This is a genomic window from Streptomyces sp. NPDC014991 (assembly GCF_043080665.1).
GTDB lineage: Bacteria > Actinomycetota > Actinomycetes > Streptomycetales > Streptomycetaceae > Streptomyces.
In genome coordinates this window covers 263,635-283,914 of sequence record NZ_JBIBVY010000003.1, presented here as the reverse complement: position 1 = coordinate 283,914, position 20,280 = coordinate 263,635, and the positions used below count along the sequence as shown (strand labels likewise).

Here is a 20,280-nt window from a genome sequence, read left to right as displayed (position 1 = left end):
TGGGTCACGGCGGCACGGCGGGCGTGCGCGACGGTGCGGGGAACTGCGGGCGGGAGCGGTGATCCGGTATCCGTGGGTGCGGGCCGGCGCTGGTCCGGCGGCCGTGCGTGCCGGCCGCCGGTGGTGCCGCCGGCCCGGTCGGTGCCGGTGCCGGGGCCGGTGGCCGGACCGCGCGGTCCGGGGGCGCGGGCCCACCTGGCCGGTGACCGGCCGCCGGGTCCGGCGGTGTGCGTGACTCAGCCGTCGTCGGTACGGCGTGCCGTGCGCCCGGATATCTGGACCCGGTCGATCCGGCCGGTGGCGGGGTCGCGGTGGAAACGGCCGCCGGGTTCGAGGCGGCCGGTGGCCGGGTCGACCAGGTCGCACGAGAGGTCGGCATAGCAGACCAGCGGGAGGGCCAGGTCACCGTCCACGGACAGGGCCGGCGTGCCGTCCGGCCCGGCTGCGACGCGGTACGTCGTGGTGCCGTTGCGGTAGGCGCCCAGGCACTCGGGCAGGGCCACGGGCCGGCCCCGGTCCGTGTCCTGGGCGGCGGCGGGCACCCGGATGCCGGTGAGCCGGGCCAGTTCGCCGGTGAGGTCGCGCCAGAGAGCGGTGGCGCTCGCGGAGTTGCCCGTGAAGGCGACCACGATCCCGCTCTCCGGGTCGGCCCGCAGATGGCAGGAGGTGCCCTGGGCGTTGCCGTCGTGGCCGCACCACACGCGGTCGTCCTGCCGGTACAGGGCGAGGCCGGGGCCCCAGCCGTCGGCCAGCGCGCCGGGGCGGGCGGCGGTCTCGGCGCGGCGCATCTCCTTGCTGACGGCGGGCGGCAGGACGTCGGAGCGTCCGATCAGCGCGTTGCCGAACGCGGCCAGGTCCAGGGCGCTCGCCAGGAGGGCACCGGCCGGCGCCTCCAGCGGTGCCAGGGTCTGCCGGGCCGGACGGGCCCGGCCCGTCGCGGTGTTGACGGCGTGTCCGGCGGCCACGGGGCGGCGGGGCGCTCTGTCGCCGACGAACGCGGGTGCCGTGCCGAGCGGTTCGAGGAGCAGTGCGCTCACCGCCTCGTGCCACGGCATGCCGGTGACGGTCTCGGCCAGCCGGCCGGCGGCGACGTAGCCGGCGTTGGAGTAGGAGAAGTCGGTGCCCGGCGCGAACAGCAGGTCGCGGGCGGTGCAGACGGCCGCGAGGCAGCGGGCGGCGGTGGTCTCGGCGGCGGTGTCGGAGTCGGGCCCGGTGGGCAGGCCGCCGGTGTGGCTGAGCAGGTGGCGGACCGTCACCCCGGGCGTGTCTCGCAGTTCCGGGAGCTGCCCGGCGGCGGACTCGTCGAGGTCGAGGTCGCCGTCGTCGGCCAGCAGCATGACGAGGGCGGCGGTGTAGGGCTTGGTGAGCGACCCCAGGGGGACGGCCGTGTCCGCGGTGAAGGGCGTGCCGGACGCCGCGTCGGCGACGCCGGTGTGCACGGCGACGAGGTCGGTACCGGTGTCCAGGACGAGCTGGGCGCCGGGTACCCGGTGGGTCCGGGCGAGCGTGTCGAGGCGGTCCTGCAGCTCCGCCCGTAACAGCGCGGGCGTCAGGGGTGCGGCCGGAGCGGTGTGGCTGGTGTAGGGCATGAGAAGGGGACTCCCGTTGGGTGGGTCTCATGTGCGGGTGTGCCGGTGCGGCCCTGGAGAGCGGAGCGGGGGCCGGCCGGGGAGGCGTGCGCGCTCGGGTTACGGCCTGCGCACCTCGACGGGCAGATGCCGTACGCCGATGATGACGGCCGGGTTCTGGAAGGCGATGTCCTCGTAGGAGGGGACCGTCAGGATGCGGAATCGTTTATGCAACATGTGAAGAGCGATCCGCGCTTCCAGCCGGGCCAGCGGCGCGCCGAAACAGAAGTGGATGCCGTGCCCGAAGGTCAGATGCGGGTTGGGGTCCCGGGTCAGGTCGAGGACGTCCGGGTCGTCGAAGCGGGCGGGGTCCCGGTTCGCGGCCCCCAGATGCGTCATCAGCATGGCGTCCGCCGGGATCTCGTGACCGCCGAGGACGACCGGGCGGGTGACCCGGCGGCCCAGTTCCGGGAAGGGGGGCAGCCAGCGCAGCACCTCCTCGACGGCGGCCGGGATCCCCGCGGGATCGGCGCGCAGCGCGGCGTCCGCGCCGGGGTGCAGGTCGAAGGTGACGATGGCGTTGCCGAGCAGTGCGGTGGTGGTGATGTGCCCGGCGACCAGCAGGAGGGCCACGAATCCGACCATCTCCTGGTCGGCGAGGCGGACACCGTCGACCTCGGCGGCGATGAGCCTGCTGGTGAGGTCGTCACCCGGGTCGGCGCGGCGGGCGCGGATGTGGTCCAGCATGTAGCCGTTCATCTCGCGCACCGTGGGGGCGATGGCCTCCAGGGCCCGTTCCAGATCGGCCATGTCGGGGGCTTCGCCGAGCTGGTCGCCGCCGAACAGGACGCTCGCCCACTCCTGGAAGAGCCGGTGTTCCTCGGCCGGAATGCCGAGCAGTTCGGCGATCACGATGATGGGGAGCGGATAGGCCAGCGCGTCGACCAGGTCGAAGCGGTCCTGGTCCGCGACGGCGTCCAGCAGCCGCGCGCAGACGGCCTCGATACGGGGCCCGAGCCCCTGTACGACCCGCGGGGTGAACGCCTGGCTCACCAGGGTGCGCAGCTTGCGGTGTTCCGGAGGGTCCATACCGACGAAGTTGCCCTGCCGGAAGGTCTCGAAGTCCGCCTGGGTGGGGGCGAGGGCGGAGAGATCCGAGGAGTACGTCGCCGAATCGGCGAGCACGGTGGCGACGCTCGCGTGGTCGAGGACCTGCCACACTCCCTGCGCCTCGTCGTAGCGCACCGGCCCCGTCTCGCGTAAGCCTCGCCAGCGGTCGGGTAACACCTCCAGCAGGAGGCGCTCGTCCGTCGCTTGCTTACCTATCACCTTGTCTCCTTGGTAGGGGCGTGCGCGGCACGGAGGAGTCGCGCGGACAGGGGTGGTGCGTGAGGCCTGCGGCACGGGGGCCCGGGGCGGCCCGGGCACGGCTCGACCACCCCCACGGGAACGTGTTCCGGGCGGAAAGAGCGCGACCCACGTGGCTTCCCTCGTGGGCGGCCCGGCGGTCAGCCGCGCCGGCCCGGTGCCGGGACGGACCGGGGGCCCTCAGCGGGACCGAAGGTCCCTTAGCAGGTCCGGTGCAGGACGCGGCGGCTTCGCGGCCGGCCACGGCCCCGCGGCGAAGACCGGCGTGCGGCAGACCAACCCGGCATGACTCATCCCCCTCAGCGATACCTCCCGCGCGGCAAGCGCACGGGCCCTCCCGGCTCGTGAACGGACAACGGAACACTTGGCTCCGACTGCCCGAAACGCGGTGTGAGAATACGCAGCTTCAGCCCATGCCGCCCCACGATTGGCATGATGCGCACTCCGCATCACCTTCGTTTCGATGGAACTCGGCCACAGTCTTCACGGTGAGTCACCCGTAAGCAACCCCCTGAAGTTGAACGCAGAGTATTCAGGAGATGCATTTGCGTCACTGTTCGGCGACTTCGGCGGGACCGCCTCGCAGTGCGCACTGCGGCCGGATCGCCGCTGGCGCGTGTGCCCGCACCTCCTCCCCACAAACCCCACACGCCGGAAAAAGATGCCGCTGAACGTTCATCCGGGCCCTCGGACGCCGGCCCGCCCACCGCGAGGGACCGCAGGTCCCGCCACCCCCGGCGGTCTGCCGGACCTGCCCTCTGATCAGGGAGAACGATTCAGCCAGCGGGAAGGGTACGGACCGGCGCCCGGAGCGGGACCGGAACACGCCACGGCCGGCTCCGGCCGGGCACCGGCGCGATTCGGCCGCCCCGGCGCGCCCCCTTCCGCCCGACACCGGCCGCCCCTCGGCGCGCCGGGGCCGACGCAGGCCACGCCGAAAGGAATCAGCCATTGAGGCGCGGCAGGGGCGCACACACCGGCCACGTACACCACCTCGTGCTCCCGCCGCGGCGGCCCGCGCCCCCGGTCCGCGCCCTCGGCATCGAGGAAAGGGGACACGCCGCGCCGCGTGCCGGACCAGCGCGGCTGACCCGGGTACCGCCCGCGCGCCCACCGCCGCGCGGGTCCCTCGGGGCGTCCCCGGGGCGCCCGGCGCGTCGCCACCGCGGGGTGGCCCTTTTACGCCGCCGGACCGTCCCTCGCGCTCGCCCGCGACTCCCCCGGCCGCTTCCAGGCATGGGAAGCGCCCTCGCGGGGTATGCGGAGCCATCTGCCACGGGGGCGCGTCCGGGTACGCCGGGCGCTCGCCGTGCGCGGGGCGCCGCCGCGAGGGAGTCTGGTCCCCGGGACGCGACGCGCGGCCGTACGAGGAGGTGGTCGGCGTGTCCGACGGACCGGAACCGGGACGGGCGCCGGCGGCCCGCGGGGCAACGGTCGGCCGGCCGGTGCTGTCGGTCGCGCTGGCCGCGATGCTGGAGGAGGTCCAGGCGCACTCCGGCGCGGTGTACCTGCTCAGGCCCGACGAACCGGTCCTGGAGATGGCGGTGATGGCCGGCATGCCGCGGGCGTTCGCGGCGCCCTGGGAGCGGGTCGGGCTGAGCGCGCCGATCCCGGTCGCGGACGCGGTGCGCGAGCGGCGGCTGGTGTGGGTGGGCAGCGATGATCAGATGGCCCGCCGCTATCCACGGATCTCGGTGGTGCTGCCGTACCCGTTCGCGCTGGCCGCGGCACCCCTGGCGACCGGGCGCGCGGTGTACGGCGCGGTGTTCGTGACCTGGCCGGGCGCGCACCCGCCGGAGCTGTCGGACTGGGAGCGGGACCGGCTGACGGCGGCCTGCGACCGGCTGGCGCTGCGGCTGGAGGGGGCCGCTCAGGAGAACCGGCCGCTGGGCCACGAGCCGGACGTGCTGGCGGCGCCGTTCTCGGTCGTGGCGGGCACGCTGGGCTCGATGGAGGCGGCGCGGATGGTGTCCCGGCTGCCGTACGGGCTGGTGTCGCTGGATCTGCACGGCCGGATCGGATTCGTGAACACGGCCGCCACCGAGCTGCTCGGCAGACCGGCCGGGGAGCTGCTCGGCACGCTGCCCTGGGTGTCGGTGCCGTGGCTGAAGGACCCGGTGTACGAGGACCGGTACCGGGCGGCGCTGCTCAGCCAGCAGGTGACGTCGTTCGTGGCGCTGCGCCCGCCGGGCGAGTGGCTGTCGTTCCGGCTCTACCCGAGCACCACCGGGCTGAGCGTGCGCATCAACCGGGCCCGGGCGGTGGCGGAGCTGGCGCGCGCGGCTCCGCAGACGGACCCGGGCCCGTCCCGGCTGGTGACGATCTCCCAGCTGCTGAGTCTGGCGGGCGCGCTGACCGAGGCCGTGGGAGTGCAGGACGTGGTGCAGTTGGTCTGGGACGAGGTGGCCCCGGCCGTCGGCAGCCAGGCCCTGGCGCTCCTGCGGGCACAGGGCGGCCGGCTGCACGTGCTGGGGCACCGCGGCTACCCGGATCAGCGCGTCGCGGAGCGGTCCGGCAGGCTGCCGCTGTCCGAGCGCACCGCGGAGACCCAGGCGCTGAACAGCGGGGTACCGGCGTTCTTCGAGTCCCGGGAGGAGCTGGAGCGACTGCATCCGGACCGCCACGAGACCCCGGACGGCTTCGCGGCCTGGGCGTACCTGCCGCTCATCGCGTCCGGACGGCCGGTCGGCACCTGCGTGCTGGCCTACGCCGAGCCGCACCCCTTCCCCGCCGACGAGCGGGCGGTGCTGACCTCGTTGGGCGGGCTGATCGCACAGGCACTGGAGCGGGCCCTGCTCTACGACGCCAAGCTCGGGCTGGCGCACGGCCTCCAGCAGGCCCTGCTGCCCAGCTCGCTGATGCCACCGCCGGGCATCGAGGCGGCGGCGCGCTACCTTCCGGCCACGCACGGCATGGACATCGGCGGTGACTTCTACGACCTGGTGCCGACCCGGCCGCTGGCGGCGGCGGTGATCGGGGACGTCCAGGGGCACAACGTGACGGCGGCGGGCCTGATGGGGCAGGTCCGTACGGGGGTCCGGGCGTACACCACGGTGGGGCAGGCGCCGCACGAGGTGATGAGCAGCACCAACCGGCTGCTGATCGACCTCGGGACGGAACTGTTCGCCAGCTGTCTGTACCTGCGGCTCGATCCGGCGCGCGGACGGGCCGTCATGGCGCGGGCGGGGCATCCGCCCCCGCTGCTGAGACGGCCGGACGGGCGGGTGCGGGTGCTGGACCTGGCCGGCGGCCCCCTGCTGGGGATCGACGCTTCGGCGGTGTACCCGACGACCGAGGTGTCCCTGACTCCCGGTTCGGTGCTCGTGCTGTACACCGACGGCCTGGTGGAGGCACCGGGTATCGACATCGAGGACTCGCTGGTGGATCTGGGCGGCCTGCTCGCCGAGGCCGGCGATCGGCCGCTGGAGGATCTCGCGGACGAGGTGCTTCGGCACAGTGCGGCGGCACGGGAGCGGGTGGACGACGTGGCGGTGCTGCTGCTGCGGGCACGCGACGACGGCTGACGCGGACGGCCGCGGTCCGGCCCTCCCGCCGGAGGGCCGGACCGCTCCCCGCCCGCCGGAACCGTGGGTGGAGCCGGGCGGGGAGTCAGGGGACCGCAGGTCCGCTCAGCGCGTGCCGGTCAGGGACGTCGCCCCGTGGCCGGCCGTACCGTTCCCGGACTGGTCGGCACCGGACCGGTCACCCGCACCGGACTGGTCGCCGGCTCCCGCCTGGTCACCCGCACCGGCACCGGACTGGTCACCCGCACCCGCCTGGTCACCCGCACCGGCACCGGACTGGTCACCGGCACCCGCCTGATCGCCCGCACCGGCACCGGACTGATCACCCGCACCGGACTGGTCACCGGCTCCTGCCTGGTCGCCGGCACCGGCACCGGCACCGGACTGGTCACCGGCTCCCGCCTGGTCACCGGCACCGGCACCGGACTGGTCACCCGCACCCGCCTGATCGCCCGCACCGGCACCGGACTGATCACCCGCACCCGCCTGGTCACCCGCCCCGTTGCCGCCGTTGCCGAGGGTGGCACCGGTGGCCTGGAGGGCGGTGGTGACGGGCTGGAAGAAGGTCTCGCCGCCGTTGGTGCAGTCGCCGCTGCCGCCGGAGGTGAGACCGAGGGCGCTGCCGTCCTGGGTGAACAGGGAGCCGCCGCTGTCGCCCGCTTCGGCGCAGACGTCCGTCTGGATGAGTCCGGTGACGGTGTCGACGCCGTTCGGGTCGGTCTCGCTCTGGAAGTTGACGGTGGCGTCCAGGCCGGTGACCCGGCCGTCGTGCAGCCCGGTGGTGGAGCCCATCCGGAACACGGTCTCGCCGACGGTGGCGTCGGCGGCCTGGTTGATCTGCACGGTCTTCCCGTTGCCGACGTTGACCTCGCTGGGCGCCTGCGTGGCGGGGTCGTTGTACTTGACGAGGGAGAAGTCGCCGGCGCCGGGGAAGGTGGCCTGGTCGACGGTGGCGAGCGGCTGGCCGGTCTGGGAGTCGGACCACTCCTTGGCGGCCACGCCGCAGTGACCTGCCGTCAGGAAGGCGGGGCTGCCGTCGGACGCGGTGACGTTGAAGCCGAGGGAGCAGCGGACGTTGCCGCCCTGCACCTGGGAGAAGATGGCGTCGCCGCCGGAGAGGAAGGTCTTGAAGGTGCCGGAGGACCTCTTCACGGTCGCCATGCCGGGACCGAGACTCCGCACGGTGGACCGCAGCCGGTTCCACTGGGCGCCGGTGACGGTGCGATCGGCGGTGACGAGCACCTTGTCGGTGCGCGGGTCGACGGCCCAGGAGGTGCCGGGAATGGTCGCCTTGGCCTTCAGCGTCCGGGCGGCGGCCGTGAGTTCGGCGGTGCTGTTCTCCACCTCGCGGACGATCGCGCCCGCCTTCTTCGCCTGCACGATCACGTTGTCGTCGCCGCTGACCACGTTGACGACGAGCTGCTGCTTCGCGTTGTCGTAGTACGACCCGGCGAAGGCGTCGCCGAGGATCTTCCGCACCTGGGCGCTGAGGTCCGAGGCGTCCGAGGCCTTCAGGGTCTTCGCGGTGCCGGCTGCGCTCGACGCCTGGTCCTTGTCCTGGGAGGCGTTGGCGTTGGGGAGCAGGAGGGCCGCCGCTCCGAGTGCCGCGACACCGCCCACCGCTATCGCGGCCTTGCGCTTGGGCATTCGCTTGTGACTCAACCTTCTCGACCTCCTGGGGACGGGGATCTGCCTCTGACGGGCAGTTGGTTCGGGGGGGGGACCGGGGCGCCTGGATGGCCGTAGGTACGCACCGGCCGCGCGGCGCGTTCAATTCCGTTTCCCAACGGCCGTACGGATGCGGCGATTCGGCCACGCCGCGGGTGACATCGGCCAGGAACAGCACCGGACCCGGACCGGCACACTGCGTCAGTGGCCGGTTACCGCAGGTATCGAACAGGAAGCGGAATCTCCCCTTCAGGAAATCTGCACATCGAATGCGCAGGCGCATCACCGATACCGGGAGATCTGCACATCCGCGCGCCCCACGGCACACCTTTGGTGCGGAGTGCCGGTTTCGCGGTCCGGCGGGCGGGGCGCCCGGTGCGGCGATGCCGTGCGGCATGTGAAGGAGTCGCCGACAAGCCGTGCGCACGCCTGCACGGTTACGCCCCCCGGCGCGGCAAGTGCGCAGGTGAGAGCCCTGGTTGATTGGAAGCGCATCCGCCGTGCGTGCTTTGATCCAACCCACCGCGGGGGTCCGGCGGGCCCCCGGAGACGGGTGCCCGGCGCCCGCGGACGCGGCCGTCCGTCTGTCCCCAGAGGGGGCCGCTCTCCCCCTTGTGAAATACCCATACGAAGGGAAGTTCCACCATGAACTCCACCCCCCAGGTTGAGACCGTCGAGATCTCGGACGCCGAGCTGGACAACGTCTCCGGCGGCCTGTCCGTGAACGCCCTGAACACCGTGACCGGCACCGTCAACGGCATCGCCCCGGTCTCCGGCCTGGTCGACACGGTCGTCGGCACCGTCGAGGGTGTCACCGGCCTGCACACCCAGCCGGTCACCAACCTGGTCGCCGGTCTCTGACCGCACCCCGGTGTCACCGACGTCCCGGAGCCGTCCCTCGGCTCCGGGACTCTCGGATGCCCCGGTACACCGCCGTTCCGATGTCTCCCCCCGGGTGAGGGAAGTCCCGTGCAGTTCCGCCAACAGGCCCTCGCCAAGCTCCAGTCACCGGAGGAGCTGGACCTACCGGTGCGGCTCGCCCGCCCGCAGGGATGGCTCGCGCTCGGCGTCACCGTCCTCGTCCTGGCGGCGGCCTCCGTCTGGGCCGTGACAGGTTCGGTCGCCTCCACGGTGCGCGCACCCGCCATCCTCACGCACGGGCAGGGCAGTTACCTGCTCCAGAGCCCGATCGCCGGCCAGGTGACGGCCGTCCTCGCCCGGCAGGGCCGGCGCCTGCCCGCCGGCGCGCCCGTCGTGAGGGTCCGTACCGACCGGGGCGACGCGGTGGTCCGCACCGTCGCCGCCGGCCGCGTCACCACGCTCGCCGCCACCATCGGCCAGATCATCCGGACCGGTACCGCGGTCGCCGCGGTCGAGAGGACCGCCCACGCCTCAGACCCCCTGTACGCGACCGTGTACGTGCCCGCGGAGAACGCCGCCGCCATCCCGGCACACGCCTCGGTCGACCTGACCGTGTCCTCCGTACCGGCACAGCGGTACGGGGTGCTGCGCGGCGAGGTGCGGTCGGTGGACCGCAGCGCGCAGTCCGCCCAGTCCATCTCCGCGTTCCTCGGTGACAGCCAGCTGGGTGAGCAGTTCACCCGCGCCGGCCGCCCGGTGGCCGTCCTGGTCGAGCTGGACACGTCCCGGTCCACGAAGAGCGGTTACCGGTGGTCCACCGCCGACGGCCCGCCGTTCCGGCCGGACTCCATGACCCTCGCCACCGCCTCCGTCCGGCTCGCCGACCAGCACCCCGTCGATTGGCTGCTCCCGTGACCACCGCCCAGGAAACCCGCGGCCGCAGACGGGCGGCGCCCGCGAAGCGTCCGGCTCCCGCCTCCCGTACGGGCACGGTCCGCACCCCCACGGTCCTCCAGATGGAGGCCGTCGAATGCGGCGCCGCCTCTCTCGCGATGGTCCTCGGCCACTACGGCCGGCACGTCCCGCTGGAGGAACTGCGCATCGCCTGCGGTGTCTCCCGCGACGGCTCGCGCGCCTCCAACCTGCTGAAGGCGGCCCGCGCTTACGGCCTGACGGCCAAGGGCATGCAGATGGACCTGGCCGCCCTCGCCGAGGTGCGGGCGCCTGCCATCCTCTTCTGGGAGTTCAACCACTACGTCGTCTACGACGGCATGGGCCGCCGCTTCGGCCGCCGCGGCGTCTACGTCAACGACCCCGCCAAGGGCCGCCGTTTCGTGCCCATGGAGGAGTTCGACAGCGGCTTCACCGGTGTGGTGCTGGTGCTGGAGCCGGGTGACGGCTTCACCCGGGGCGGGCGCCGGCCGGGCGTGCTCGGCGCGATGCCGGCCCGGCTGCGCGGCACCGCGGGCACGCTGCCCGCCGCGGTCCTGGCCAGCCTCATGCTGGTCGCCGTCGGCGCCGCCGTCCCCGCGCTCGGCCGCACCTACATCGACACGTTCCTGATCGGCGGGCAGACCTCGCTGCTGGGCGTCCTGTTCACCTCCATGGGCGCCTGCGTCCTGCTCACCGTGGTGCTGACCTGGCTCCAGCAGGCCAACCTGCTGCACGGCCGGATCATCTCCTCCACCCTCTCCAGCGCCCGCTTCCTGCGCCATCTGCTGCGCCTGCCGGTCACCTTCTTCGCCCAGCGCTCCCCCGCCGACCTGGTGCAGCGCCTCCAGTCCAACGACCAGGTCGCCGAGACCCTGGCCCGCGATCTCGCGGCGGCGGGTGTGGACGCGGTCGTGGTCGTGCTGTACGCCGTGCTCCTGTACACCTACGACCCGCAGCTGACCTGCGTCGGCATCGGCGTGGCCCTGCTGAACGTGGTCGCCATGCGGCTGGTCGTACGGCTGCGCGCGACCCGTACGGCGAAGCTGCGCGCGGACTCCGCACGGCTCACCAACACCGCCTACACCGGGCTCCAGCTGATCGAGACGATGAAGGCGACCGGCGGTGAGGACGGGTACTTCCGCAAGTGGGCGGGGCAGCACGCCACCACCCTGGAGGAGCAGCAGCGGCTCGGCGTGCCGAGTGCCTGGCTGGGCGTGGTCGCGCCCACGCTCGCCACCGTCAACAGCGCGCTGATCCTGTGGATCGGCGGTCTGCGCGCGGTCGAGGGGCACCTCTCGATCGGCCTGCTGGTCGCCTTCCAGGCGCTGGTCACCCGCTTCACCGCGCCGCTGACCCGGCTCAACGGCGTGGCGGGCCGCATCCAGGACTTCGCGGCCGACGTGGCGCGGCTGAAGGACGTGGAGAACTTCCAGGCCGACCCGCTGTACGCCCGCCCCGGCGGCGCCGACTCCACCCGCCGGCTGCACGGGCACGTCGAGCTGGAGAACATCACCTTCGGCTACAGCCCGCTGGACAAGCCGCTGCTGACCGGCTTCGACCTGACGGTCGGCCCCGGGCGGCAGGTGGCACTGGTCGGCGGCTCCGGCAGCGGCAAGTCCACGGTCTCCCGGCTGATCTCGGGCCTCTACACGCCGTGGGACGGGGTCATCCGCATCGACGGCCGCCGGCTGGAGGACATCCCGCGCGGGGCGCTCGCCGCCTCCGTCTCCTTCGTCGACCAGGACGTGTTCCTCTTCGAGGGCTCGGTCCGCGACAACGTGGCCCTGTGGGATCCGTCGATCCCCGACGAGGCCGTGGTGGAGGCGCTGAAGGACGCGGCCCTGTACGACGTGGTGACGCGCCGGCCCGGCGGCATCCACAGCAGGGTCGAGCAGGACGGCCGGAACTTCTCCGGCGGACAGCGCCAGCGCCTGGAGATCGCGCGGGCGCTGGTGCGCCGGCCGAGCATCCTCGTGCTGGACGAGGTGACCAGCGCGCTGGACGCGGAGACCGAACTGGTCGTGATGGACAACCTGCGGCGGCGCGGCTGCGCCTGCGTGGTGATCGCGCACCGGCTGAGCACGGTCCGCGACAGCGACGAGATCGTCGTGCTCCAGCACGGCACGGTGGTCGAGCGCGGGCGGCACGAGGAGCTGGTGGCACGCGGCGGCGCGTACGCGGCACTGGTCAGGGAGCGGTGAGATGACGTCCGTGCACGAAGACGACCTCGTCCTCGGGGCGCTCGGCGCGCTGGGCACCCGGCTGGACTGTGCCGGCCTCGGCCGCCTGGACCTGGCTGGCCCACAGGTGCTGTGGCTGGTCACGTCCGGTGCCCTGGACCTGTTCGCGGTGGACGCCGCCGAACAGGGCCACTGGCACCACCTCGGCCGGCTGGAGGCGGGCACGCTGCTGCTCGGCCCGGTCACCGGGCCCCAGCACACCCTGGTGGCCCGCCCGGTCCGCGACTGTGTGGTGCACCGTGTCGGCCTGCGCGAGCTGTACCAGCCCGCGCACACGCAGACCTGGTCCTACGACGCGGACGGCAACCCGCAGTACGTCCCGCCGGCGTCGAGCCCGCTGGAGTACGCGGTCGCCCTCGGCGTCGGCCGGGGCCTGTCGGTCCTGTTCCAGGCGCCGATGGCCGAGGAACGGGCCGCGGCACCCGCGGACGACGACGTCTTCTGGATGCAGGTGCCGCCGGGCAGCGTGCAGTACGGCTCGCTGTACGGCGCGGAGGCCGCCGCCGACCTGCTGATGGACCCGGCGCTGTGGCAGAGCATGGTCGACCAGCAGTACCGGCTGCTGACCGCGCTCGACCGGTGGATCGAGCAGCTGGAGCGCACCCACGAGAGCCGCACCGCGGCCGGGATCAAGGCCGGTGAGGCCGTGCGCGCCCAGGCCGACCGGACGCTGCTGGCCTCGATCGGCGGGCACGCCTCCCGCCGTACGACCACCGCCGACACCGACGCCACCCACGCGGCGTGCAGGCTGGTCGCCGAGGCGGCCGGGATCACCCTCGCCGAGCCCGCGCAGAGCGGTGCCGGCAGCGACCGGCTGGACCCGGTGGAACGCGTCGCGCTGGCGTCCCGGGTGCGCACCCGGGCGGTCCGCCTGGACGGGCGCTGGTGGCGGGAGGACGTCGGCCCGCTGGTCGGCCACCGGGCGCTGTCCGGGGCGCCGGTCGCCCTGCTGTGGCGGCGCGGCGGTTATGTGGCCGTCCACCCCGGGACGGGGCGTGAGACGCCGGTGGAGAAGGCCAACGCGGCGGAGTTCGAACCGCGTGCGGTGATGTTCTACCGGCCGCTGCCCGACCGGGAGCTCGGGCCGCTCGGGCTCCTGCGGTTCAGCCTGCGCGGCACCCGGGGCGACCTCCTCCGGCTGCTCCTCGCCGGGCTGGTGACGGTGGCGATCGGCGCGCTGGTGCCGATCGCCACCGGCAAGGTGCTCGGCGAGTACGTGCCGAAGGCCCAGACGGGGCTGATCGTGCAGGTGTCCCTGGCGGTGATGGTCAGCGGCGTCGTCGCGGCGGCGTTCACGCTGCTGGAGAACCTGTCCATCCTGCGGCTGGAGGGCCGAATCGAGGCGGCGCTCCAGCCGGCCGTCTGGGACCGGCTGCTGCGGCTGCCCACCCGCTTCTTCACGCAGCGCTCCACGGGCGAACTGGCCAGTGCGGCCATGGGCATCAGCGCGGTCCGGCGCATGCTCGCGGGCGTCGGCCCGGTGGTCGCCCAGTCGGTGACGGTCGGCGCGATGAACCTCGGTCTGCTCCTCTGGTACAGCGTGCCGATGGCGATGGCCGCGCTCGGCATGCTCGTCGTCATCGCGGTGGTGTTCCTGGGGCTCGGGCTGTGGCAGGTGCGCTGGCAGCGGCGGCTCGTGGTGCTCGGCAACAAGCTGAACAACCAGGCGTTCCAGACCCTGCGCGGCCTGCCCAAGCTGCGCGTGGCCGCGGCCGAGAACTACGCGTACGCGGCGTGGGCGCGGGAGTTCGCGCGCAGCCGGGAACTCCAGCAGAAGGCCGGCCGGATCAAGAACCTCACCACGGTCCTCGGCGCCGTGTACCTGCCGGTCTGCACGCTGCTGATGTTCATGCTGCTGGCGGGCCCGGCGAAGGGTGCCATGTCGGCGGCGGACTTCCTGGCCTTCAACACCTCGGTCACCATGCTGCTGACCTCGGTCACCCAGCTGACCGGCGCGTTCGTGTCGGCAGTCTCGGCGCTGCCGCTGTTCGAGGAGATCAAGCCGGTGCTTCGGGCCACCCCCGAGGTGCGCACGGCGAGTACCCGCCCGGGCCCGCTGTCGGGCGCGCTGGAGGCCCGCAGGCTGTCGTTCCGGTACGCCGACGACGGCCCGCTCGTCCTGGACGACGTGTCGTTCGCCGTACGGCCGGGCGAGTTCGTCGCGATCGTCGGGCCGAGCGGCTGCGGGAAGTCCACGCTGCTGCGCCTGCTCATCGGCTTCGACCGGCCGGTCTCGGGCAGCGTCCTGTACGACGGTCAGGACCTCGCGGCCCTCGACCAGTCCGCGGTGCGCCGCCAGTGCGGTGTGGTCCTCCAGCACGCGCAGCCGTTCAGCGGTTCCATCCTGGACGTCATCTGCGGCACCGGGCCGTACACGCCCGAGGAGGCGATGGCGGCGGCCGAGCTGGCGGGGCTCGCGCAGGACATCCAGCGGATGCCGATGGGGCTGCACACGATCGTCGCGGGCAACGGGGCGATCTCCGGCGGGCAGCGCCAGCGCCTGATGATCGCGCAGGCCCTCGTCCGGCGCCCGCGGATCCTCTTCTTCGACGAGGCGACCAGCGCCCTGGACAACGACACCCAGCGCATCGTCATCGACAGCACCCGCAAGCTGAACGCCACCCGGATCGTCATCGCCCACCGCCTGTCGACCGTCCTGGACGCCGACCGGGTGATCGTGATGGAGGACGGCAAGGTCGTCCAGCAGGGCGCCCCGGCCGACCTCCTCGCCGACACCACGGGCCGCCTGCACGAGCTGGTGCGCCGCCAGCTCGCCTAGGGATCGCCCGGGGAGGCCGGGTCTAGCCGGGCTCCCCCGGGGTCCCCGGCCGGCCGTCCGGCGGCTCGGGCAGGCCGTCCAGTGGCTCCGGCAGGTCGCCCAGCGGGTCCGGCACGTGGTCCGGTGACTCCGGCAACCGGACCAGCGGCTCCGGCCGGTCGTCCCCGTACTCCGGCCCGTCCCAGTGGGACGGCATCCAGTGGTGCCGGCAGAACCAGCGGCCGAACAGGGCACCGCCGTAGATGACGAACCCCACCCCGATGAGCCACGACTCGACCACGAGCACGGTGCCCACGGCGCCGTAGCTGAGCGCGTTGGTCACGATGAGCGGGGTGAACACGAGAGAGGAGAACACCCGCAGGCCGGCCAGGCCGATCACCGTGGCCAGCGCCCCCGGCAGCAGGGCGCGCCAGCGGATCTGGCCGCCCAGCAGGAACCGCTGCCCCCACCAGAAGAACAGCACACCGCTCGCCGTGGACAGCGCGATCCGCTCACTGCCGTGCAGCGCCGCCTTCGTCGTCACCTCCTGGTAGAGGTACGCCGTCAGCGCCACCAGCCAGGTCGCCTGCCGCCAGACCCGGTGCCAGGGGCCCGCCGTCAGCCCCCAGATCCGCTCGTAGGCGTTCTGCACGCTGCCGCCGAAGGACACGCCGAAGACGGCGAGCAGGACCGCGCTCCAGACGCTGGTGGTGCCGATGACCTTGCGCGGGGGGCTGATCACGTCGGTGAGCACCCGGGCGGAAGGACCGGACAGTCCCATGCCGTCGGTGAGCCACGAGGCGAACCCGCCCCGCACCAGGGGATCCGCGGCGGCCACCACGATCAGCAGCGGCGCCAGCGTCACCAGGGCCAGTGTGGCGAACCCCATGGCCCGGTGCATCAGCTCCAGCTCGCGCCCGTGCGCGAACAGCGCCCGGACACCGAGCCACTCCCACGCGCGGTGCAGGCCGCGCCGCCACCGCATCACGGCTCCTCCCGTGCTCGCCGCCCACACGCTTCCCTGTGCCGATTCATCCACCCCGGCCCGCACCGGGCAACTCGCGGCCGTACCGGCGCACCCGCACGGCGCCGCGGCGACACGGCCGGGACGTCCGCCGTTTCCGCGCCGGGCCGCCGGAGAATCGGAAGCCGTGCGTACCACGGACCATGATGCGCCGGACGGCCGGCGGCGGACGCTGATCGTGAGCGCGAGCATGGGCGCCGGCCACGACACCGTGGCCGCCGAACTCGCGCGGCGGGCCACCGCGGCAGGTCACGAGGCGTGCGTCGTGGACGTCCTGCGGCTCCTGCCGTACGGGCTCGGCACTGGCCTGTGCCGCGGCTACCGGACGTCGGTACGGCACCTGCCCTGGGTGTACGCCGGTCTCTACGGCGCGTTCCTGCGCGAGGGACCCGGCCGGCGCCCGAGCGGGGTCCCGCTGGCGCGGCTCGCCGGGGACCGGCTGACGGACCTCGTGGACCGCACGGGCGCCGACGTGGTGGTGTCGGTCTTCCATCTGGCCGCGCAGCTGACCGGCCATCTGCGGGCCCGGGGCCGGCTGCGGGTGCCCAGCGCCGTCTTCCTGCTCGACTTCGCGGTGCACCGGCAGTGGCTGCATCCGGGCAACGACCGGTACCTGTGTCTCACGGACGCGGCGGCGGCCGACGTGCGCCGCTCCCTCGCCGTTCCCGTGGTCACCACCGGACCGGTGGTGGCGCCCGCCTTCCGCGCGCCGGCCCCCGGTGTGGCGCGGTGGCGGGAGCGCTTCGCCGGCCGTGCGCCCGGCCGGCGGCCGGTGCTGCTGTCCGCCGGCGCCTGGGGCGCGGCGTCCCGCCCGGCCGCCACCGCCGCGCTGCTGGGCGCGGCCGGCTACCTCCCGGTGGTGCTGTGCGGGCGCAACGACCGGCTGCGCGCGCGGGTCTCCCGGGAGCCCATGGCACTCGCCCTGGACTGGGTCGACGACATGCCCGGGCTGCTGGCGGCGTCCTACGCCCTGGTGGACAACGCCGCCGGCCAGACCGCCGTCCAGGCCCTCGCCGCGGGGCTGCCCGTGGTCGGTTACCGCCCACTGCCCGGCCACGGCGCGGAGGGGGTACGCCGCATGGCCGGCCTCGGCCTGTCCGAACTCGCCATGGACGGTCCCGCCCTGCTGACGGCACTCGCCCGGCTCACGGACGGCGCCCGCGAACGCACCGAACGGGTGACCCGCGGCCACGCCCTCTTCCGGCACGACCCCCTGCGCCACCTGACCGACCTCTGACCCCGCCCCCGTCCACGAACAGCCCCCACCGACGCGGGAACCGGACCACCCGCACGCGACCCGGCGGGCCCCGCCGTGGCCCGGTCACTCCGTGCGGACGCCGGGCAGTGCCGTCGGCCGGGGCGGGGCGTGTTCGTGGAGGGGGCCGACCGAGAGGCCTGCTTCCCGGCAGTCCTGGACGAGGGCCGGCAGCGCGCCCAGGGCCGCGTGCCAGCAGCCGGGGGCGGAGTGCCGGTCGGAGTCGTGCAGCAGGACGGTGCCGCCGCCGCGCAGGTCCGCCGCGACCCGGGCCCGTACGGACGCCGGTGTGGCGTCGGCGGTCCAGTCCCTGCCCCACGCGGACCACAGCACCGTGCGCAACCCGGCCCGCCGGGCGGCCCGGCAGCGGCTCGTGGTGAGGATGCCGTACGGGGGGCGGTACCAGCGCGGGCGGCAGCCGGTGGTGGCGTACACCGCCCGGACGCTCCGGTCGACCTCCTCGGCGGTCCGGGTGTACGCGGGGCACCACGGGCGGTCGTGCCTCCAGCCGTGCACCCCCAGTTCGTGTCCGCGCCGTACCGTCTCCCGGGCCAGCGCGGGATGGCGCACCACGTGCTCGCCGAGCACGAAGAACGTCGCCCGGACCCCGAGCCCGTCCAGCGTGTCCAGGAAACGCGGGGTCGAGTCGGGGTCCGGTCCGTCGTCGAAGGTGAGCGCGATGTGGTGGCGGTCTCCGGTACCGGAGAGCCCGGGGAAGAACGGCAGCCGCACTCCGGGGAGCCAGGTGGCCGCCGGTCCGATGTGCGCGGCGGCGGCGCCCACCGGCAGCAGGACGGTCGCCGCCCGCCACGCGCGGCCGGACCCCAGGGACATCGGTGACCACCTCCTTCGGCGTGGCGGGCGGCGGCGGGTCAGTGTCCGCGCGGCGTCGGCGCCCGGGTCCCGTCCCGTTCCCGCGGCCGGGCCGGCGCGGCCGTGTCCCACTCCCCGCCGACGATCTGGGCGTGGGCCAGGCCGATGCTGCCCGCGCCGATCAGGGCGACGCCGATCGCCTCCGGCAGCAGACTCAGGCCCAGGTGGATCGTCTCGGCGAACAGGACCCAGCCCAGGACCACGCTGGTGAGCGCGTCGCCGAGGGTGAGGGCCGGCTGCGAGGCCGTCAGCGAGCCGGCGCCGAGCGCGCCCTGCAGCAGCAGGAAGGCGACGAGGCCGGCGACCCCGGTGGCGTACGGCGACCAGTGCCCGAACATCGCCCCGGGCCCCTCCCCGAGCAGCCCCACGGCCTCCTTGAGCAGCGCCGCGGTGGCGGCGAAGGACACGGCGGAGGCGAGGCCGAGCAGCGCCGCCCGCGACGCGCCCTTCGCCGGGCGGGCGGCGACGGCGAGCAGGACGACGGCACCGAGCACCCCGCCCCCGCCCAGCAGCCAGGCCCGGGGCGGTGCGCCGGACCGGCCCGCTGTCGGCGCCGCCGCGAGGAGGAACAGGGCCAGTCCCCCGGCGAGCGCGGCGAACGCCAGCCACGTCCGGCCGTCCGGCCGGCGCCGGAAGACGACGCTGCCCACGGCCAGCGTGAACAGCAGTTCGGCGGCGAGCAGCGGCTGGACGAGGGACAGGCTGCCGACGGCCAGCGCCCCGGCCTGGAGCAGGCCGGACAGGGCGAGCAGCCCGGCGCCCGCCAGCCAGGAGCGGCGCCGCAGCACATGGTTGAACCGGCGTACGACGGATCCCGCCCCGCCGCCCTCGCCCGGCTCCTGCACGGCGGCCCGGCGCTGAAGCACCGAGGCGGACGCGTTGGACAGGGCGGCGAGCAGGGCGAGCAGCACCGTGACGACGGTCATGACCGCTCACCCGAAGCGGGCGGCGAGCCGCCGGTAGAGTCCGGGCGCGGCGCCGCGCACCCGGGCGGGCAGCCGCAGCCACCCGGGGACGTACACCTCGTCCCTGTCGTGGGTCACGGCGGACCACACCGCGTCCGCCACGCGTTCGGCGGGTACCGGCCGCGGCCACGACCGCGTGTACGGGGTGCCCCGCCGGTCGAAGAACGGCGTGTCGACCACGCCGGGGATGACATGGCTGACGCCCACTCCGGTGCCGCGCAGCTCGTACCGCAGGGCGTCGGCGAAGACGGCGAGGGCCGCCTTCGCCGCGGAGTAGACGGCCTCGCCGCGTACGCCCACGCTGCCGGCGAAGGAGCCGACCAGGACGACACGCCCCGAGCCGGCCGCGACCATGTGGGGCAGCAGGGCGCGCACGAGGTGGACGGTGGCCAGCAGGTCGACGCCGACGATCTCGTCGATGCGCGCGGCGGGCATGCCGGCGAAGTCTCCGGCCCAGCCCACGCCGGCGCCCGCCACGAGCAGGTCGACGCGGCCGAGGCGGTCCAGGGCGAGGTCGGTGAGCCGGCGGTGGGCGCCGGGCCGGGTCAGGTCGGCGGGCAGGGCCACGGCACCGGCCCGGGCGGCCTCCTGCTCCAGTCGGGTGACGTCACGCCCGCTCAGCACCAGCCGCCAGCCTCCCTCGGCGGCCAGCCGGCGGGCCACGGCGGCACCGATGCCGGAGGAGGCGCCCGTCACCAGGGCGGCACCGCCACGGCCGGCCGGGCTCCGCACGGGGCGCGGCGCGGAGCCGGTCCCCGGGGCGGGGCCCCGCCCCGGCCGGGCACGGTCCGACGGTCCTGCGGGGGGCGGGGCGTGGGACATGATGACGACCTCACTGCGACGGTGTGCACGGGCGCGCGGGCTCCGGTACCGAGTCCTCGCGGTGTATCCAGGGCGCCACACCTTGAAACGCCGCGCACGACGGAGTTCCGCGCGCCGTATGTCCGTGGCCGGCTGATCACCCACCACCGGCGACGGCCGCACCCCCACCCCGGCACGACGCTTGGGACGGCGTCGGCGGGTAACTCGCAGGGGAGATCGGCAGGACGACGGAAGGGGACACGATGTCCGGCGGCGAACACCGCGAGAAGCAGCCCGAGACGGCGGTGGAGGAGGTGCTCCGGGAGGTCGAGGAGGCCGAGAAGCGCCCGGGGGACGAGGATGCCTCGGGTGAGGCCGGGGACGCCGTCACCCCGAACACGGGAGCGCAGGAACAGGCGCGGGGCGAGTAGCGCGGCTCCCG

At 74.4% G+C, this 20,280-nt stretch carries 13 protein-coding genes and 1 pseudogene; 7 read left to right on the top strand and 7 right to left on the bottom strand.

What is annotated here, in order from left to right; all coding sequences use genetic code 11:
- Window positions 1–236: 236 nt before the first annotated feature.
- Window positions 237–1,589 (bottom strand): serine hydrolase domain-containing protein, encoded by a 1,353-nt coding sequence (locus tag ACF1BE_RS07770; RefSeq protein WP_392198067.1) that lies wholly within the window; start codon window positions 1,587–1,589, stop codon window positions 237–239.
- Window positions 1,590–1,688: 99 nt separating this feature from the next.
- Window positions 1,689–2,897: a cytochrome P450 gene (locus ACF1BE_RS07765; RefSeq protein WP_392198066.1), complete on the bottom strand. Its 1,209-nt coding sequence runs from the start codon at window positions 2,895–2,897 to the stop codon at window positions 1,689–1,691.
- A gap of 1,412 nt (window positions 2,898–4,309) precedes the next feature.
- Between ACF1BE_RS07765 and ACF1BE_RS07760 the strand changes: the two genes are divergently transcribed.
- Entirely contained in the window at window positions 4,310–6,460 is a 2,151-nt protein-coding gene (locus tag ACF1BE_RS07760) for a SpoIIE family protein phosphatase (protein WP_392198065.1), read from the top strand.
- 105 nt (window positions 6,461–6,565) lie between these two features.
- Here the strand turns inward: ACF1BE_RS07760 and ACF1BE_RS07755 are convergent, their stop codons facing one another.
- Entirely contained in the window at window positions 6,566–8,107 is a 1,542-nt protein-coding gene (locus tag ACF1BE_RS07755) for a S1 family peptidase (protein ID WP_392198231.1), read from the bottom strand.
- A gap of 666 nt (window positions 8,108–8,773) precedes the next feature.
- Here ACF1BE_RS07755 and ACF1BE_RS07750 point away from each other — a divergent pair.
- The 4 genes from ACF1BE_RS07750 to ACF1BE_RS07735 all read left to right on the top strand — a co-directional run bounded on the left by ACF1BE_RS07750 (window position 8,774) and on the right by ACF1BE_RS07735 (window position 14,941).
- A complete protein-coding gene (locus ACF1BE_RS07750; protein ID WP_362152332.1) occupies window positions 8,774–8,989 on the top strand; it encodes a type A2 lantipeptide in 216 nt (71 codons plus the stop codon).
- Window positions 8,990–9,097: 108 nt separating this feature from the next.
- Entirely contained in the window at window positions 9,098–9,904 is an 807-nt protein-coding gene (locus ACF1BE_RS07745; protein ID WP_392198064.1) for an HlyD family efflux transporter periplasmic adaptor subunit, read from the top strand.
- Complete coding sequence (locus ACF1BE_RS07740; protein WP_392198063.1) at window positions 9,901–12,123, top strand: NHLP family bacteriocin export ABC transporter peptidase/permease/ATPase subunit; 2,223 nt, start codon at window positions 9,901–9,903, stop codon at window positions 12,121–12,123. The genes ACF1BE_RS07745 and ACF1BE_RS07740 overlap by 4 nt, the downstream gene beginning before the upstream one ends.
- Before the next feature lies 1 nt (window position 12,124).
- A complete protein-coding gene (locus ACF1BE_RS07735) occupies window positions 12,125–14,941 on the top strand; it encodes an NHLP bacteriocin export ABC transporter permease/ATPase subunit (RefSeq protein WP_392198062.1) in 2,817 nt (938 codons plus the stop codon).
- A gap of 184 nt (window positions 14,942–15,125) precedes the next feature.
- Here the strand turns inward: ACF1BE_RS07735 and ACF1BE_RS07730 are convergent.
- Window positions 15,126–15,905 (bottom strand): annotated as a pseudogene (locus tag ACF1BE_RS07730) (ribonuclease BN); the annotation flags it as partial.
- A 229-nt stretch (window positions 15,906–16,134) separates the two neighbouring features.
- Between ACF1BE_RS07730 and ACF1BE_RS07725 the strand changes: the two are divergent.
- Window positions 16,135–17,181: a galactosyldiacylglycerol synthase gene (locus ACF1BE_RS07725; RefSeq protein WP_392198230.1), complete on the top strand. Its 1,047-nt coding sequence runs from the start codon at window positions 16,135–16,137 to the stop codon at window positions 17,179–17,181.
- 84 nt (window positions 17,182–17,265) lie between these two features.
- Here the strand turns inward: ACF1BE_RS07725 and ACF1BE_RS07720 are convergent, their stop codons facing one another.
- Genes ACF1BE_RS07720 through ACF1BE_RS07710 form a run of 3 tightly spaced genes read right to left on the bottom strand, consistent with a single transcriptional unit; the run spans window position 17,266 to window position 19,859 of the window.
- A complete protein-coding gene (locus tag ACF1BE_RS07720; RefSeq protein ID WP_392198061.1) occupies window positions 17,266–18,033 on the bottom strand; it encodes a polysaccharide deacetylase family protein in 768 nt (255 codons plus the stop codon).
- A 38-nt stretch (window positions 18,034–18,071) separates the two neighbouring features.
- Window positions 18,072–18,998 carry a DMT family transporter gene (locus ACF1BE_RS07715; protein ID WP_392198060.1) on the bottom strand — a complete coding sequence of 309 codons (927 nt, stop codon included), beginning with the start codon at window positions 18,996–18,998 and terminating at the stop codon, window positions 18,072–18,074.
- 6 nt (window positions 18,999–19,004) lie between these two features.
- On the bottom strand, window positions 19,005–19,859 hold the full coding sequence (locus tag ACF1BE_RS07710) for an SDR family NAD(P)-dependent oxidoreductase (protein WP_392198059.1): 855 nt from the start codon (window positions 19,857–19,859) through the stop codon (window positions 19,005–19,007).
- Between the two features lie 242 nt (window positions 19,860–20,101).
- Here ACF1BE_RS07710 and ACF1BE_RS07705 point away from each other — a divergent pair, with 242 nt between their 5' ends.
- Window positions 20,102–20,269, top strand: a complete 168-nt coding sequence (locus ACF1BE_RS07705; RefSeq protein WP_392198058.1) for a hypothetical protein — start codon at window positions 20,102–20,104, stop codon at window positions 20,267–20,269.
- Window positions 20,270–20,280 lie beyond the last annotated feature (11 nt).

What these genes read in the sequence shown, in the direction of transcription:
- ACF1BE_RS07770 (WP_392198067.1), bottom strand. Translation starts at nt 1,589, where the DNA reads ATGCCCTACACCAGCCACACCGCTCCGGCCGCACCCCTGACGCCCGCG.
- ACF1BE_RS07755 (WP_392198231.1), bottom strand. Translation starts at nt 8,107, where the DNA reads ATGCCCAAGCGCAAGGCCGCGATAGCGGTGGGCGGTGTCGCGGCACTC.
- ACF1BE_RS07750 (WP_362152332.1), top strand. Translation starts at nt 8,774, where the DNA reads ATGAACTCCACCCCCCAGGTTGAGACCGTCGAGATCTCGGACGCCGAG.
- ACF1BE_RS07735 (WP_392198062.1), top strand. Translation starts at nt 12,125, where the DNA reads ATGACGTCCGTGCACGAAGACGACCTCGTCCTCGGGGCGCTCGGCGCG.
- ACF1BE_RS07725 (WP_392198230.1), top strand. Translation starts at nt 16,135, where the DNA reads ATGGGCGCCGGCCACGACACCGTGGCCGCCGAACTCGCGCGGCGGGCC.
- ACF1BE_RS07720 (WP_392198061.1), bottom strand. Translation starts at nt 18,033, where the DNA reads ATGTCCCTGGGGTCCGGCCGCGCGTGGCGGGCGGCGACCGTCCTGCTG.
- ACF1BE_RS07715 (WP_392198060.1), bottom strand. Translation starts at nt 18,998, where the DNA reads ATGACCGTCGTCACGGTGCTGCTCGCCCTGCTCGCCGCCCTGTCCAAC.
- ACF1BE_RS07710 (WP_392198059.1), bottom strand. Translation starts at nt 19,859, where the DNA reads ATGTCCCACGCCCCGCCCCCCGCAGGACCGTCGGACCGTGCCCGGCCG.
- ACF1BE_RS07705 (WP_392198058.1), top strand. Translation starts at nt 20,102, where the DNA reads ATGTCCGGCGGCGAACACCGCGAGAAGCAGCCCGAGACGGCGGTGGAG.